Source organism: Sphingopyxis sp. NJF-3, assembly GCF_053514865.1.
The window spans coordinates 683646-701007 of the sequence record NZ_CM130726.1; the positions used below are offsets into that span (position 1 = coordinate 683646).

General features: G+C 68.3%; 7 protein-coding genes. 4 read left to right on the top strand and 3 right to left on the bottom strand.

Annotated features, from left to right (window positions below; translation table 11 throughout):
- Window positions 1-213: 213 nt before the first annotated feature.
- The 4 genes from ACOTSS_RS03175 (at window position 214) to ACOTSS_RS03190 (ending at window position 6542) form a co-directional block, all read left to right on the top strand.
- On the top strand, window positions 214-2652 hold the full coding sequence (locus ACOTSS_RS03175) for an FAD-dependent oxidoreductase (RefSeq protein ID WP_448690093.1): 2439 nt from the start codon (window positions 214-216) through the stop codon (window positions 2650-2652).
- On the top strand, window positions 2652-3533 hold the full coding sequence (locus tag ACOTSS_RS03180; RefSeq protein ID WP_448690094.1) for a hypothetical protein: 882 nt from the start codon (window positions 2652-2654) through the stop codon (window positions 3531-3533). Before ACOTSS_RS03175 ends, ACOTSS_RS03180 begins: the two co-directional genes overlap by 1 nt.
- A 177-nt stretch (window positions 3534-3710) precedes the next feature.
- On the top strand, window positions 3711-5651 hold the full coding sequence (locus ACOTSS_RS03185; RefSeq protein WP_448690095.1) for a cytochrome c3 family protein: 1941 nt from the start codon (window positions 3711-3713) through the stop codon (window positions 5649-5651).
- A gap of 42 nt (window positions 5652-5693) precedes the next feature.
- The gene (locus ACOTSS_RS03190; RefSeq protein ID WP_448690096.1) at window positions 5694-6542 is read left to right on the top strand and encodes a phosphodiesterase; all 849 of its coding nucleotides are present in this window, start codon (window positions 5694-5696) and stop codon (window positions 6540-6542) included.
- Here the strand turns inward: ACOTSS_RS03190 and ACOTSS_RS03195 are convergent.
- The 3 genes from ACOTSS_RS03195 to ACOTSS_RS03205 form a co-directional block, all read right to left on the bottom strand.
- The gene (locus ACOTSS_RS03195) at window positions 6539-7477 is read right to left on the bottom strand and encodes a D-2-hydroxyacid dehydrogenase (RefSeq protein ID WP_448690097.1); all 939 of its coding nucleotides are present in this window, start codon (window positions 7475-7477) and stop codon (window positions 6539-6541) included. The two genes, ACOTSS_RS03190 and ACOTSS_RS03195, sit on opposite strands and share 4 nt — an antisense overlap.
- 105 nt (window positions 7478-7582) lie before the next feature.
- Window positions 7583-9043 (bottom strand): cysteine--tRNA ligase, encoded by a 1461-nt coding sequence (cysS, locus tag ACOTSS_RS03200; protein WP_448690098.1) that lies wholly within the window; start codon window positions 9041-9043, stop codon window positions 7583-7585.
- Window positions 9044-9089: 46 nt separating this feature from the next.
- Window positions 9090-17351, bottom strand: a complete 8262-nt coding sequence (locus ACOTSS_RS03205) for a beta strand repeat-containing protein (protein WP_448690099.1) — start codon at window positions 17349-17351, stop codon at window positions 9090-9092.
- Between the last annotated feature and the right edge of the window lie 11 nt (window positions 17352-17362).

The window sequence follows — 17362 nt, forward strand, 5'->3', positions numbered from 1 at the left end:
GTTCGAAATGCGACGGGGATTTTGCTCGCTTCGTCACCAGTTGACCTCCTCCCGCTTTCAAGGGCATAGCTTCGCATCCAGGACATAAGTCCGGGTCGCATCCGTTATTGATCGCCGGGGGCTGGCGATGGGGGGTAGGATGCCCGTGCGCGCGTTTGTCTGCATCCACTGGAATCGGTCGCGAAGCGCGGCCTGCGTCATGGCGTTCGCGGCATGAGCGAGCTGGTCAAGGTCGCGATCATCGGGTCGGGCCCGGCCGGGCTCAGCGCCGCCGCGCGCGCGGCGCAGCTCGGGCTGAGTCACGTGCTGCTCGAAAAGACCGACCATCTTTCCGATACCATCTTCAAATATCAGAAGGGCAAGCATGTCATGGCGACGCCCAATCGCCTCGACTTGCGCTCCGACTGCCGCTTCGACGAAGGCTCGCGCGAGGCGATTCTGGGCATCTGGGATGAGGATGCCGCGACCAACAAGGTGAACATCCTTTATCGCGCCGAGGTCGTCGAGGTGACGGGCGCGAAGGGGGCCTTTCAGATCAAGACGGCGAAGGGTGATGCGATCGCCGCCGAGACGATCGTGCTCGCGATCGGGACGCAGGGCAATCCGAACCGGATGCGCTGCCCCGGCAACGACCTGCCGCACATCATCTATCAGGTCGACGACCCAGAGGATTTCAAGGACCGGCATATCACCGTCGTCGGGTCGGGCGACGCGGGGATCGAGAATGCGCTCGGCGTCGCCGAGGAGGCGCTCGAGAACCGGGTGACCATCCTCAATCGATCGAAGGATTTCGCACGCGCCAAGGCCAAGAATGTCTCCGATCTGATGGAAGCGGGCGAGAATGGCGCGATCAGCGTCCGCACCGAAACCCAGCCGAAGCTGGTCGAGGAAGGCTGGTTGACGCTCGAGACGCCGACCGGCGACGAGAAGATCCAGTGCGACGTCATCGTCGCGCGCCTCGGCTCGGTCGCGCCGCGCGCCTTCGTCGAATCGATGGGGATCGAATTCACAGGCCCCGACCGCGAAGCCTTTCCGAAGCTGTCGCCGACCTTCGAAACGGTGGTGCCGGGCATCTATGTCATCGGCGCGCTCGCGGGCTATCCGCTGATCAAGCATTGCATGAACCAGGGCTATGACGTCGTCGAATTCCTGAACGGCAACGCCGCGCTGACCCCCGCCGACGAAAAGGATCTGGCGGCGATCTTCGCGGGCCTGCCGGGGCGGAAATCGGTCAGCGAATGGCTCGAATTCCTGCGGACGCGCGTGCGCATCTTCGCTGATGTGTCGCCGCTGCAGATGCGCGAGTTCATGCTCGATTCGAAGGTCGCCTTCTATCCCAAGGGCGAGGTGGTGTTCGAAAAGGATGAGCCCGGATCGTCGCTGTTCGCGATCGCCGACGGCGAGGCGCTGGTCGAGGTCGCGCCGGGGGTGACGGTGCCGATCGAGCAGGGGTCGATCTTCGGCGAGGTCGGGCTGATCTCGGGCCGCAAGCGCGGCGCGACGATCCGCGCGGGCGAGGACAGCATCTTCGTCGAGGTGTCGCGCACCGCGGCGCTCAAGCTGATGGGGGCAGTGCCGGGCGCGAAGCGCGTGATCGAGCGCATCTCGCTCGAACGCCAGCTGCTCCAGATATTCAAGGGCGGGCTGACCGTCGACGATCTCGCGCCCGTCGTCGACGGCGCCGAGGTTATCCGCGTTCCCGCAGGCAAGGCGGTGCTGGAGGAGGGCGATCAGGGCGACGACGTCTATGTCGTCCGCTCGGGGTCGATGGTGGTCGAGAAGGGCATCGGCGGTAAGCCGATCTTCCTCCGCTACCTGCCCGCCGGCAGCTATTTCGGCGAGATGGCGGTGCTGAGCGGCGCGCCCCGCAACGCAACGGTGAAGGCGGCGGTCGGCAGCGAGGTGATCAAGCTGACCGGCGCGGGGTTCCAGGCGATGCTCGCGGCGCGGCCGCAGGTGCGCGAGGCGACCGAAAAGGCGGTCGCCGAGCGCGCGCAGATGAACAGCTTCATCGAATCGCGCAAGGCGAGCTATTCGAGCGCGGTCGACCTTTATTCGGACACCGCGAGCTTCATCATGAAGGAGGGGCTCGGCGAGGCGACCGACGCGCTGCTGATCGACGAGAATCTGTGCGTCGGCTGCGACAATTGCGAAAAGGCGTGCGCCGACAGCCACGAGGGCCTGTCGCGGCTCGACCGCGAGGCCGGCAAGACCTTCGCGCACCTGCATGTTCCGACGAGCTGCCGCCACTGCGAGCATCCGCACTGCATGGCCGACTGCCCGCCCAACGTGATCCACCGCGGCCCCGACGGCGAGGTGTTCATGGAGGAGGGCTGCATCGGCTGCGGCAACTGCATGCGCAACTGTCCCTATGGCGTGATCCGCATGGAGGCGGCGCCGCCGCCGAAACCGGGACTGCTCAGCTGGCTGCTCCTGGGGCGTGGGCCGGGGCCCGGCGAGCCATCGCCCAAATGGACCAAGGCGAACATGCCCGAAGGCAAGAAGCCGAAGAAGATCGCCGTCAAATGCGACATGTGCAAGGGGCTGGCGGGCGGTCCCGCCTGCGTCCGGGCGTGTCCCACCGGCGCCGCGATCCGCGTGTCGCCCGAGGAGTTTCTGTCGATCGCGCGGCTCGAAGAGGACGCCGGCTGATGGCGACGCTCTTTCGTCGTCGGCGCGCAAAAGCGACGCAGACCGAGCGGGTGCGCGAGCGGCGGCACGAAGGCTTCCTGCGCCACGCCAATTTCCGCTGGGCGAAGATCTCGGGCGGGCTCTGCCTGCTCGTCATCGTCTCCTATACGCTGATCGACGTGACCCCGCGGCCCAATGGCGGCAGCTGGTACGGCTATACGCTCGGGACGATCGGCGCGCTGCTGATCCTCTGGCTCACCGCGCTCGGCTATCGCAAGCGCCGGATGACGAGCGATTTCTGGTCGCTGAAGGCGTGGACCTCGGCGCATGTCTATCTGGGGCTCAGCCTGATCGTCATCGGTACCTGGCACACCGGCTTCCAGCTCGGCTGGAATGTCCACACGCTCGCCTGGGCGCTGATGATGCTCGTGATCCTCTCGGGCCTCTATGGCGTCGCCGTCTATGCGCTGCTGCCGCAGGCGCTGTCGAACAATCGCGAGCAGATGACGCAGATGCAGATGCTCGAGGCGATCCGCGCCTTCGACCGCCAGCTCCACGCCGCCGCGCAGCCGCTGCCGCCGGACGAGGCGGCGCCGGTTCTCGCCTCGCTCGAACAGGATCCCTTCGCCGGCGGGATCGCGGCACGGCTGACCGGGCGCTATCCCAACCGCGCGACCGCGGCGGCGCGCGCGGCGCTGGCCGAAGCCCTGGGCGGCGATGCCGAGGCGCGCGCGAAGGTGATCGCGCTGCTGTCGCAGAAGGAAGCGGCGCTGGCGCGGCTGCGCGAGCATCTCCGGCTGCGCGCGCTGCTCGAAATCTGGCTCTATGTGCATGTGCCGCTGACCTTCGCGCTGATCGCGGCGCTGTCGGCGCACATCATCAGCGTCTTCTTCTATTGGTAGGCGCGGAATGAGACACCAGCCTCCAACCCCGCATCCCCGAGCCAAGACGAGGGGGCCAGCCGAGCGAAGTCGAGGCTGCGGTGTTGCGGTTCTCGCTTCGCTCGAACGAGCCCCTCGTCTTGGCTCGGGGATGCGAACATGGGGGTTTGAAGCGTCTGCGGCTGGGGGAGCGACGTCATGAGCTTCATCCTGCGCCGCATCGCGACGACCAAGACGGGCAAGCAGATCGTCCGCGACCTCGCGCTGCCGGGCGACACGATTTCGCTCGGGCGCGACAGCGGCAACGCGATCCACATCGCCGATCTCGCGGTGAACCCGCATCACGCCACGATCGCGAGCGCCGACGGGCGGCACGTGCGCATCGCCGCGCTCGAAGGGCTCGGCTTCGATCTCAACGGGCGGACGCTCGACAGCGCCGACATCGACAGCGCCGCGGGCGCCGAGCTGCGCTTCGGCGGCCACCGGCTGACGATCGCGCGCGAGGGCGAGACTATCATCCTGCTCGTCGAGCGGATCGACGAGCTGTCGCAATCGTCAAAGGATGTCGACGAGGCCAAGGCCTTCTCCCTCGCGGGCACCATGCCCGGCAAGCGCGTCGGCGCCTGGACCTTCGCGCTGTTCGTGCTGCTCGCCTTCCTGATCGGGCCGATCTGGGCGTGGCACAGCTACAAGGGCGTCGACGAACGGCCGCAGGGCTATCACGCCGACAGCGCCTGGCTGTCGGGGCCGCTGTCGAGCGCGCATGCGAATCTGAAGAACGACTGCCAAGCCTGCCATGTCGAACCCTTCGTCGCGGTCACCGACAAGGCGTGCGTCGGCTGCCATACCGGCGAGCACAAGGCGATGAGTGCGAGCCATGCCGGCGCTCCGACCGCGATGCTGCTCGCCGCGCGCGCGCCGCCGGGGATGGGCGAGGCGGTGCTGGCGGGCTTTGCCAAGGCGTTCAACAAGCCGCAGGGGCGCTGCGTCAGCTGCCATACCGAGCATGAGGGCGCGGGGCCGATGCCCGCGACGCCACAGGCTTTCTGCGCCGACTGCCATACGGGCATGGCGGCGCGGCTGACGGCCGCGGGGTTCAAGGCGAGCGTCGCCGACGCGGGCGATTTCGGCACCGACCATCCCGGCTTCCGCCCGCTCGTCCGCGCCGCGCCGGGCGCCAGGCCGATGCGCGCGATGGCAGGCAAGCCCGCTCTCGATCATGACGGCCTCAAATTCCCGCACGACCTTCACCTTCAGGCCGGGGGCGGCGTCGCGCGCATGGCGACGAGCTTCCGCGGCCGCTTCGGCTTCGGGCAAAAGCTCGAGTGCGAAAATTGCCACCGGCCCGAGGCCGACGGCGTGCGCATCGCGCCGGTGGCGATGGAGCGTGACTGCGCGATGTGCCACAGCCTCGCGTTCGAGACCGTGGGCAATGTCACCCGCACGCTCCGCCATGGCGAACCCGATCAGGTCGTCGCCGACCTCTATGCCTATTATCGCTCGACCCCGCCGGCGCGGCCGCTCCAGCTCGGCGGCATGGCGCGCCGGCGCCCGGGCCAATATGCCGAGGGGCAGGTCTACAACATCTATTTCCGCGAAGCGGCGGTGCGCCCGGGCCGGGCGGAGGATGCGGTGCGCGCGGTCTTCTCGAAGGGGGGCGCCTGCTACGACTGCCACACCATCTTCGCGCCGCAGTCGGGCAACAAATGGCGCGTGATGGCGGTGCACCAGACGCCGCGCTTCCTCGAAAAGGGCTGGTTCGATCATGCAGCGCACAAGGAAACCGACTGCGCCGACTGCCACACCGCCGCAAAGGGATCGAAGCAGGCGAGCGAGCTGCTCGTGCCGGGGCTCGCGCAGTGCCGAACCTGCCACGTCGGCGGCGATGGCGCGCGGCTGGCGACGGCCAAGGTCGAGACCGCGACCGCTTCGCCCTGCGCGATGTGCCACGAATATCATGACGACGGCGGCAAGCCTTGGGTGCCCGAGCGCCAGCGTCGCAAGGCTGTGACCGCCATCACAGATCGGCCGCCGCACGGCGTCTATGCTGTGCGCCAGATCACAGGGCTCGAACGCCGGGACCTTTACGATGCGACATGGCGCGCCCCGGCCTTGAGTCGGACGCGAGGGGGTGGCTAATCATCGGCCGGCCGGCGCGCCGGCACGGAGCAGGGGACGGAGATGCTGATCGCCCAGATCACCGATATCCATATCGGTTTCGATCCGGACAATCCGGCCGAATATAACCGCAAGCGCCTCGACGAGGTGCTCGACGTGCTGATGAAGGGCCCCAACCGGCCCGACCTGCTGCTCGCCACCGGCGACATCACCGACCGTGGCGATCCCGCAAGCTACCGCCGCCTCGCGACCGCCTTTTCGCGCTGTCCCTTTCCTGTGTGGCCGAGCGTCGGCAATCACGACCTGCGCGACAATTTTCGCGATCATTTTCCCGGCTTCGACGACGGCAATGGCTTCATCCAGTACAGCATCGACCTCCCCGAACTGCGGCTGGTCACGATCGACACGCTCGAGGAGGGGCGCCACGGCGGCGCCTTTTGCGACGCGCGCGCGGCGTGGCTCGACGCCGAGCTGGCGAAGGATGCGGCGAAGCCGACCTATATCGTGATGCACCATCCCCCGGTCGAATGCGGCATCGACTGGATGAACACGCACAGCGACGAGCCCTGGGTTCATCGCTTCACCGCGGTCGTGCGGCGCCATCTCCAGGTACGCGGGCTGATCTGCGGCCATCTCCACCGCAGCGTCACCGTCGCCTGGGAAGGCCGCACCGTCGCGATCTGCTCATCGACCGCTCCGCAAGTGTCGCTTGATCTCCGCCCGATCGACGAGGATCGCCCCGACGACCGCCCGATGATCGTCGCCGAGGACCCCGCCTATGCGCTCCACCACTGGAACGGGCGCGAACTCGTCAGCTTCTACGATCATGCCGGTGGGCACACGATGCTCGCCAAATATGACGAGCGGCTGCAACCGCTGGTGCGCGAGCTGAAGGCCGAGCGGCCGGTCTAATAACCCAGCGTCAGGTCGACCTGCGGCGCGACGGGCTCTCCGCGCCGCCAGCGGGAGAGGTTGTCGAGGAAGCGCTCCGCCGCGCGGACGAACATCTTGTCCTGCGCGCGGCCCGACAGGTGCATGGTGACATGCGCATTGTCGAGGTTCCACAGCGGGTGGTCGGCGGGAAGCGGTTCGGGCGTGGTCACGTCGAGGAAGGCGGCGGCGATCCGCCGCTCGTCGAGCGCCGCGACGAGCGCATCCTGATCGACGACGCTGCCGCGCGCGATGTTGATCAGCGTCGCGTTCGGCTTCATCGCGGCGAGCTCGGCGGGGCCGATCATGCCGTCGGTCTCCGGCGTTGCAGGGACAGCGAGGATCACCCAATCGAACTCGCCGAGCCGCGCGCGCCACTGGTCGGGCGACAGGCTGTTCGCGCCCGGCGACCGGCGCACGATCGTCACGTCGACCGCAAAGCCCCTCAGCCGCTCTTCGATCAGCTTGCCGATCGCGCCATAGCCGAGCAGCAGCGCCTTCGACCCGTAAAGCTCGACCTTGCCGGGCGACTCGATCAGCCATTCGCGCCGCTCCTGGGCGCGCACGACGTCGCGATAGCCCTTGGCGACGGTCAGCATCCCCATCACCACATATTCGGCGATGGTGATCGCGTTGATCCCCGCGCCGTTGGTGACGACGGTGCCGCGCTGTTGCAGCAAGTCGAGCGGCATGCCGTCGACCCCGGCATAAATCGAGTTGAGCCATTTGAGCTTCGCCGCCGCGGCGATGGCTGCCGCCATGTCCTTCTTGTCGTACATGTCGAACCAGCCGATTTCGGCTTCGGGGGCGAGCGTCATCGCTTCTTCCTTGCTCATGAAGAAGCGCGGTTCGACCCAGTCGGGGAGGCGGTTCTCGACGAGCGGGCGGATCAGGCCGGACAGGACGGTGATGGTCATATATCTCCCCTCCCGCTTGCGGGAGAGCCCGGGGGAGGGCCTGTCGTCCGCTGCGGGTTGGCTCTACATGCCCTCCCCTGACCCCTCCCGCAAGCGAGAGGGGAACTATGGCTCCAGCCGCCAGTCCCAGCCGAGCGGGTCGCCGTCCATCACCTCGACCCCGGCGGCGTTGAGTTCGTCGCGCAGCGCGTCGGAGGCAGCGAAATCCTTGGCGGCGCGCGCGTCCTTGCGGCGGGCGAGCGTGGTTTCGATTTCAGCTTCGGTGATCGTCGCGGCCCTGGGGCGGATGCGAAGGTCGGCGCGCGACAGGGTCAGGATTTCGAGACCGAGCACGCGATCCATCGTTTCGAGCGCCGCGCGCTTCTGTCCGGCGTCGACCTTCTTCATCGCCGCCACGTCTTCGATCAGCGTCAGCGCGACGGGCGTGTTGAGATCGTCGGATATCGCCGCGTCGAAGCGCGCGAGCAGGTCGGCGAGGCGGTGGTCGGTCACCGGCGCGGCTTCGGCTTCGCGGGCCGGTGCCGCGGCCATCACCAGCCGCTTCAGCCGCGTCAGCGCCGCGCCGAGCCCTTCCCACGAAAACTCGAGTTCCGAGCGATAGTGCGCCTGCAGGCACATCAGCCGATAGGCGAGGGGGTGGTAGCCCTTGTCGATCAGCAGCTGGACGCGCAGGAATTCGCCGCTCGATTTCGACATTTTGCCGCTGCGGTCGACGAGGAAATTATTGTGCATCCACAGGCGTGCGCCGCTGTCGGCCGAGCAGCCGTGCGCCTGGTTCTGCGCGATCTCGTTCGGGTGATGAATCTCGCGGTGATCGATGCCGCCCGTATGGATGTCGAAGGGGAAGCCGAGCAGCGCCTCCGACATCACCGAGCATTCGAGGTGCCAGCCGGGCGCGCCGCGGCCCCAGGGCGAATCCCATTCCATCTGGCGCTTTTCGCCCGGCGGGGTCTTGCGCCAGATGGCGAAATCGGCGGGGTGGCGCTTGCCGTCGACGGGGTCGATGCGGCTTTCGCCCTCATCACTGCCGTGGCGCGCGAGGCGGCCATAGTCGGCGACGGTCGTGGTGTCGAAATAGAGGCCGCTGTCGAGCTCGTAGCAATGCTTGTCCGCGATCGCTTTCGCGAAGTCGATCATCGCTGGGACATAGTCGGTCGCGATCGACCAGTGCGCGGGCTGGCGAATATTGAGCGCCTTCACGTCGGCCCAATAAGCCTCGGTATAATGGCGCGCGATATCCCAGATCGACGTTTTTTCGCCTTTTTGGGCCTTTTCCGCCGCCGCCTTCTCCAGCTTGTCTTCGCCCGCGTCGGCGTCGTCGGTCAGATGGCCGACGTCGGTGATGTTGATGACGTGGGTGAGCTTGTAGCCCTTGAACGACAGTGTGCGCCCCAGCGTGTCGGCGAAGACATAGGCGCGCATATTGCCGATGTGCGGATAGTTATAGACCGTCGGCCCGCACGAATAGACGCGCGCCTCGCCGGGGTGGACGGGCCGGAAGTCTTCCAGGCTGCGCGTCAGGCTGTTGAACAGCCGCAGCGGCGCGGGGGCAGAGGCATCGGTCATCGCCGCGCCCATGCCTTGCGCCAGGGCACCCCGTCAACCGAAACCCCTATTCGGCGGGGGGCGTCCATAGATCGTCGTTGCCCGCGCCGGTCACCGGATCGTCGAGCAGCGGCTCGCCGGTCAGCGGATCGATCGCGCGCATCGTGATCAGCGCCGTCGGCAGGCTGGTGCCGTCGCCATCGTCGTCGTTGCTTTCCTCTTCGATGACATCCTGCACCGGGAAGCCGCTTTCGTTCGGGACCACGACCATGGCGCAAGCGCCGGTGTTGGCGATCACGCAGCCGTTGAAGGTCGACCGTTCATCGAAATCGCCGGCGGTCAGCAACGGGATGGTGTCGAGCCCGGTCACCGGCCCCTGGGGGCCGAGGTGGACGCCGTTGATAACGATCCGTGTTCCCGACCCTTCGGTGTTCACGTTGAGACCGCCCGCGCCGAAGGTGAGGCCGCGGCGCTCGCCATAATCGGTGCCCGCGCCGCTGTTCTGGACATAGAAGCCATTGAAGACGCTGACGTTGATGCCGCCCGCGTAGAGCGCGCCGTCGTCGCTTATGATCCCGTCATTCTGCGCCAGCCGTTCCTCGATCGCGTCGGTGGTCGTGGCCGCGGCGACATCGTCGATCGCTGCGAGGGTCGCGACGATGACGTCCTCCGATGCCAGGTTGAGCATCCCCGCCGGCGCATTGCTGCTGGCGCCCGACAGCCGGATCGACCCTTCACCCAGAACGATCTCGAGCGATTCGTCGGCCAGGATGTTGAGCGTATTGGCATCCGACATGCCGGTCAGCGCGACGTCGCCGATCACCCGCGCCGTTCCGTCGGTGTCGATCGTGAGCGATCCGTTCGCGCCGAGGTTCGACGTCGATCCGCCCGCGGTCATCGTGAAATCGTCGATCACGACATCGGGCGGGCCGCTGCCGATGAAGCGGGCGTTCGACATGTCGACCGCCGATGCGTGGACGGTGACGTCGCTTCCATAGATGCGGCTCAGCTCGCCGGCGTCGATATTATAGCCGTCGCCCGAGCCGTCGCCGCCGATGAAGGTCTGGCGGCTGTTGTCGTTGTTCGTGATCCCCAGGCTTCCGGTGACGCCGGCGGTGCCGACGCGCGCGGTGGAGCCGATGGAAATGTCGGCCGAGGCGAGAGAGATGGACTCGCCGGTCACGACGCCGTCGATAAGCAGTGCCGACTGGCCGTAAACCGAGACATCGCCGTCGACGTTGACATTGGTCAGCGCCATCTGGTCGAAGGCTTCGAGCCGGGTATCGCCCGCGGTCAGCGCGGTCACCGTCAGGCGCGCGTTGTCGCTGCCCAGCGTGGCGAGCCCCGCGACGTCGCCATTCGTCACAGAGAGGTTGCCGTCGGTCCGCACCGTGGCGTCGCCGACATCGGTGACCAGATTCGCGAAGACGAGGTCCCCGCTGCCCCTGATCTCGACGCTGTCGCCCTGCGCGTCGACCGCGCCGTCCGATGCGAGGCTGCCGACGCCGATCGCGCCCGTGTTGCTCGTCAGGCTGGTGGTGCCCTGGCTGGCGATGGCGTCAACGGTTACCCCGCCTGCGCCATCGAGCGCGACATTGCCCCCTGCGGCGATCGCGCCGCCATCGATGGCGTCGGTTGTCGTTACCGCGACATTGCCGACGGCGCGGAGCGTGTCGACACGGTCGCCCGCGGGCGTCATCAACGTGGCGAGATCGGCCGAGCCGGCGGTGATCGCGATGTCGCGCCCCGCGGTCACGGGGGCGGTAACGCCGACTGCGCCGGTGGCGGTCACCACGACATCGTCGGCGGCGTTGAGGCTGCCGAGCGTCGCGGTCGCGCTTTGCGTGCGGATGCTGCTGTCGCCGCCGGTGACGCCGAGCCCCAGCGTTCCGCCGCCGTTGAAGCTAATCGCCGCCGCGGCGGTGAGGAAGATATCGTCGCCCGCCGACAGCCCGCTCGCATTGATCGCGCCGCCCGACGAATTAAGGTCGATGTCGGCGCCATCCAGCGTCGAGACGCCTTCACCCTGGCCGATGGTGAAGCCCGATCCGGACGAATAGAAGAGCGCGAAGCCATCGGGCCCGTCACCCGTCGCGCGAACGTCGTCCGCGGTGATCGCTCCGCCCGCGCGGACGTCGATGTCGTCGCCAACACTGAGCTCCGACAGATTCGCGGTCGTGCCGGCGATGACCAGCGCATCCTCACCCGCCGAAGCCGCCGTCACGCTGGCCGAGCCGCCGGCGCGGATGCCGAGCATGTCGGCGGCGCTGCTGTCCGCAAGGACGATGTTGCCGCCGGCGTCGAGATAGGCGTTCCCGGCAGCCGGGGTGTCGGTGCTCGGGTCGAGATAGCCGCCGAGCGCATTGACGCTGGCGTTGATCGAACCGGTGGTGCTCATCCGGATGTCGCCGCCCGCCGTATAGGAACCGCCGACGGTCCCGGTCGCGACCACATCGACGAAGCCGGCGATGTCGGCCTGGGTAATGGCGACGCCTCCGGCGGCCGCCTGCGCGTTTAGCGACCCGTCGCCGTCAATGCCGTCCACCACGATGCTCGCGCCGCTGAGCTGGATATCGGCTCCGGCGGTGATCGTGCCGCCCGCGATGGCGCCGGTGGCGAACAGTCCCGTGCCGTCGCCCGCCGACAGGTCGCTAAAGCTGATCGATGCGGCGTCGATCGACAGAGTGTTGCCGGCGTCGGCGTCGGCGATATCCACCGCACCGGCCGCGATGAGCTGGATGTCGTTGCCTGCGCTTAGCAAGCCGGTTCCTGAAAGCGTGCCCGCCGCGTTCGCCGTCAGCGCGTTGAACGCGGAGATGTCGCTCGCGACGATGTTCCCGGCACTGCTGGTCAGCGCGACGTTCGAGCCATCGGGGCCGACGTCGACCGTTTGCAGGACGAAGAACAGCGGGTTGGAGCAGCAGGGCGCATAGAAGATTTCGCGCCCGTCGGCCCCGGCCCCGGTCGTTCCCGAATTGGTAACGGCGATGGCGCCGGCCGCCTCGACCGTCAGATCGTCGCCGGCCGTGACGCCGGATAGCGTCGCGGTGGTGCCGGCGTTGACGAACAAATCCTCGCCCGCCGTCGCGCCGGCGATGGAGACGCTGCCGTCGCCGTGAACCCCGAACAGGCGCGCCGCCGCACTGTCGGTCAGCGTGATGTTGCCGCCCGCATCGACGAACAGATTGCCTTCATAGGGGAAGCCGTCGGGATCGGGGCCGCCGCCGTCGGCACGAACCGAACCGGTGACATTGCCGCCCGCGTTCAGCGTCACATTGCCCGTCGAGCGGACGGTACCGCTGATGTCGGCATCGGCGTCGATGTCCACACTGCCGATGGCATTGATCGTGCCGAAGCTCGCGCTGCCGCCAAAGGCGGTCGCGGACAAGTCTTCATTGGCTTGCACCAGTCCCGTCAGGACGATGCTGTTGCCGTAAAGGTTGATGTCGTCGCCGCCGGTGATCGCGCCGCCGCTGATACCCGCGGCGCCCGCCGTGGCGCCGTTGGCGATGAGATCGACCGCATTGGCATCGATGCTGGCGAAGGCGATCGACTGGCCGGTGGCCCGGAAATCGCCGCCCGCGCTCGCATCGGTGAAGCCGATCGCGCCGCTGCCGCCAGAGCTTGTCGTGAGGGTGATATCGCCGCCGGCGTCGATCGCCTGCGCGGCGATCGAGGCGCCGGTGAGCGTGGTGCCGTTCGCCGCACTGATGCCGCCGGTAAAGCCCAGCGTGCTGGCCGCGGTTGCGACGACGTTGCTGCCGTCGCTTTCATTGTCGAGGCCGGTGCCATAGGCGAAGGCCGCCCCGGCGCTGAGCGTGCCGCCGGCGTCGAGACGGATGTCGTCGCCCGCGCCGAGTTCGGCGACCGCGATATTGCCGGGCGCGCCGATCGTCACGTCGTGACCTGCCGCGATCGCGCCGGTGGCGGTGACGCCGCCCGAGGTCGCGGTCAGCACGGCGTCGGTCCCCGCGGTGACGGCTTCGAGCGACAGGCCGCTGCCGCTGATGTTCGTCACGAGACCCGACTGCAGCAATCCCGCCCCGGTCACTGTCCCGCCCGCGGTCGCGGTCAGGTTGGAAAAGGCGGTCACGTCGGTTGCGTCGATCGTCGCGGTCGGCGCCGACAGGGTGGCGTTCGACAGGTCGGGGGTGCTTGACTGGATTTGCAGGATCGTCACCGGCGGGCTCGAACCCGATGCGGGGCCGGTTTCATAAACGACCCGGCGATCGTCGGCGCCGGTGCCGAGGGTCGCAGCGTTGCTGATCGTCATCGCGCCGCCCGACGTCACGTCGAGGTCGTCGCCCGCGGTCAGATTGGCGAGGGTTGCGGTGGTTCCGGCGAGGACGAAGATATCCTCGCCCGCGCTGCCGCCGGTGATGCTCGTAGCGCCGCCCGACCGCACGCCGAGCATCGTCGCCGCGCTGCTGTCGGTCAGCGTCGCATTGCCCGCGGCATCGAGGAAGACATAGCCTTCCGAAGGGATGCCCGACGGGTTGAGGTAGGTGCCGGCAGCGTCGGCTTCGACCGTCGCATTGCCGGTCGCGCGCAGGTTGACGTTGCCTCCGGCGCGATACGTGCCGGTCAGGTCGCCGTTGGCGAATATCCCGATATTGCCCGCGACATCGGCGAGGCCGATCGCGAGATCGCCGTCGATCGTAAAGGCCGACAGCGACGCCGGGGTCTGGACCGTGCCCGACAGGTTGATCGCCTGGCCCGTCAGGCTGATGGCGCCCCCCGCGGTGATGTCGCCGCCCGTGATGCCGCTGGCAGCAGCGCCATCGGCATAGAGCGATACCGTCGTCCCGGCGTCGATCGCATTGAAGTCGATGGAATCCCCAAGGACCGAAACATAGCCGCCCGCGGTCGAATTGCCGAGGTCGACCGCTCCGACGGCGGAAATGTCGATGTCGCCGCCGGTAATGATCGAATTGAGCCCGGTCGCGAAGCTCGCCGCGTTGGCGATGAAATCATTGTCCGCTTCGGCGTGCTCGACGGTGGTCGCGCCCCCGCTGCTCAGCACGATGTCGGCGCCGTGCAGGCGGTCGGCCGCGATGGGCCCCGCAGAGGCGGTCAGCGATAACGTGCCGCCCGCGTCGATCAGGCTGCCCGTCGCCGCGCTTATGCCGTTCGTCGCGGTGGCGGTGATATTGCCGTCGGCGCCGATGGTCGCGGCGGTGCCGGTGCGGCCGTCGTGGCGAATGTCGATCTGGTCGCCGGCGGTGATCGCCAGCGCGCCGCCGACGCCGATCGTCCCGTTTGCCGTGCTATAGGCGCCGACCGAACTGCCCGTGGTCAGCGTCATGTCGCCGCCGGTGGTGATCGCGCCGCCATTGGCGGCCAGGAAAATCCCGGCCGGCGCCACTCCGGCGTTGTTGCTGGTCGGATCGGCCAGCCCCGACGCCTGCGCAGTCAGGCTGGCCATGCTGATTCCGCCGCCGTTCGCGCGCAGTTCGATGCGCCCGGCGTTGTCGCCGTTGGCGGTCAGGCTGGTGGCGCCGAGATTGATCTGTCCTGGCGAGGTTCCGGGCGCGATCTCGATGACCACGCGGCCGCCTGTTGTGGCAGCCTGACTCCCTGCCGCACCGTTGCCGCCCGTCGCGCCGCCGGTACCGCCAACCCCGCCGCTTCCCGACGTGCCGGCGACGTCGATGGCGACCGTATCGGTTCCCGACGTGATGGTGCCGCCATTCGCCAGCAGGTGTACGGTGCCGCCAACCCCGGCGCCGCCATCCCCCCCCGCGCCGCCGACCGAGCCTTCTGCAAAGCCGTTGTAGGCGCCGGCGCCGCCGACGCCGCCCGTTCCCGCGCTGCCCAGCGGGACGAAGCCCGGCGAATCGCTGCCGAGTGTGACAGTGGCGCCATTGCTGGCGACGATTTCCATCGTGCCGCCGGTTCCGTCGCCGCCCTGGCCGCCCGCCGGACCGACCGGGAAGGTCGCAAAGAAGCCCGCACCGCCATCGCCGCCGGTGCCGCCTGTTGCGCCAGTGATGAACTGCGACTGGTTCAGCGTCACGGCGCCGTTGGGGCCGGTCGCCTCGATGCGCCCCGTGCCGCCCGTTGCGTCGCCGCCGTCGCCGCCCGCGCCGGCCTCGGAAAAGATCGAGCCATTGCCGCCTTGGGCGGAGGCGTCGACGGTCATGTTGCCAAGTCCCGCATCGAAATCATTGACGATGACATGGGCGAGCCCGCCGACGGCGCTGCCGCCATCACCGCCCGCGATGCCGAAGCCGCCATTGCCGCCGAGCCCCCGGGCGTTGCTGGCAATGGGAATATCGACGCTCGTGTTGACCATCGCGGTGCCGCCCTGACCGGTGCCGCCGGTTCCCCCGGTGCCCAACCCCGTCGACGGGCCGCCGCTGCTCGACGAGAAGACGTTGCCGCCATTGCCGCCCGTACCGTTCGCGCTGGCGGTCACGCTGCCGCTATTGAGCGTGGAGGTGGCGATATTGATCGTCGCGGTGCCGCCGGTGCCGTTCGCGCCGGCGCCGGCATCGCCGCCGACACCCGCGAAGGCACTGAAATCCCCGCCGGCGCCACCCTGTCCATCGGCGTGGGCCTGCATATTCTCGGCAGTGACCGCTGCGGTGCCGCCGACAGTGATCGTCGCGCTGCCCCCCTGTCCGGCGCCACCGGCGCCCGCAGGGGTCGGGGGCAAGCTGTCGTCGGTGCCGTCCGATCCCGTGCCCCCGACGCCGTCGGCCTGCACCACGAGGCTCACGACATTGAGCGTACCACCGAGCAGGTTCATCGTCGCGGTGCCGCCGGTGCCGGTGCTGCTGCCGACGTCGGTGCTGCCGATCCCGTCGGCGCTGAGCCGAAGCTGGCCCGCCGACACGACGCCGCCGTTCTGGGTAAAGTTGGCGGTGCCGCCCTGGCTGTCGCCGGTCGCCGCGTCGAGTGCGCCATCGGCGGAGACCGTCAGGGTTCCGCCGGCGACCAGGGTGCCGCCGTTATTGACGGTGACCGTCGCACTCCCCGGCGCGCCATTGGCGCCGCCCGACAGCAGTGTCAGGTCGCCGGTCGCGCCGATCGTCTGCCCGCTGCCGCCATTGCCGACGGTCAGGCTCGCGCTGGCATCGCCGATGAAGGTGGCATTGCCGTCGACCGCGACCAGGCCGGGGCCGACCGGCAAAAAGGTAGTGGGCGGCCCCGACGGAATCTGACCGAGCGGCTGGCCGACGAAGGCGCCGCTGGCATGCGCTTCGGTATCATTGTCGAAGAAGACGTCGTGGAGGGTGATGTTGGCCGCGACGCCGTTCGCCGGGGCGGCATCGATCGTCCCGGCGTTGACGTTATAGCCCGCCGACAGCACCACCGACCCGTCGGGTTCGGTCTGCGCCGTCGTTGCCTCGTCATAACCGATCTGGCCCGACACCAGCATCGACACCGCATTATTCTTGGGAATCGCGACCATATAGATGCGGTTCTGATCGCTATCGCCCTGCTGGTGCGCGGGGCCGACGGTGCGTCCGCCGTGGGTGATGACCGTGCCGCCCTGCGCGCCGACCAGGACATTGATGTCGAACAGGCCGCCGTTGATGCGAATGTCGGCCTGTTCGGCGGCGACATAGGCGGTCGACCCGTCGGTGGTGACGATGCCGTTCTGGACGATCCGCGGCGCGACGAGCGCGACATAGCTGCCGCCGGGATTGGCGCCGACGAGGACGCTGCCCGGATAGGCGGCGTTGACGCTCGCGCCGGACGCGATCTCGACCGTCGAGGTTCCCGCGGCGCCGCGAAAGCGGATTTCGCCGTTGGAGCCGAACAGCCCTCCGGTCGTGTCGATGTCGTTGGCGGTCAGCACCAGGCTGCCGACGTTGAGAACCCCGGTGCTGCCGATCAGCACGCCGCCGGCGTTGTAGAACCAGATGCTGCCGCCTTGCGCATTGCCGCCGGTGGCGAAGCGCGAGCCGATATAGCTGTTGACCGTGCCGTTGAGCGCGACCTGGCGGCCGATCGACCCGCCGCTCGCGTCGGTGAAGCGGTTGAGCACCGTGTACTGGCCGGGGCCATAGAATTCGAGCGTGTTGCCTGCGGGAAGGAAGTCGATCGCACCCCCCGTCGGGGCGTTGTCGGTGGGGGTCCAGTTGATGATCGTCTCCGCACCCGTCACCTGCACCTGGGTAGAATTGGGCGGTGCGGTGGGGCCGAGCGGGTCGGGCGGAGAAATGGTGCCGCTCCCGCTGACGATCTGTCCGGTGCCGGCGACCTGCGCCATCGCGGGGCCGCCGAAGGCAAGCGCGGCGAGGCCCGCCGCGATGGCGCAACTGCCGAGCAGACGCCGTCTGCCTTGACGGACGGGCGAAGGGGTGGAGGTGGCGCGCATGGCAATTGTCC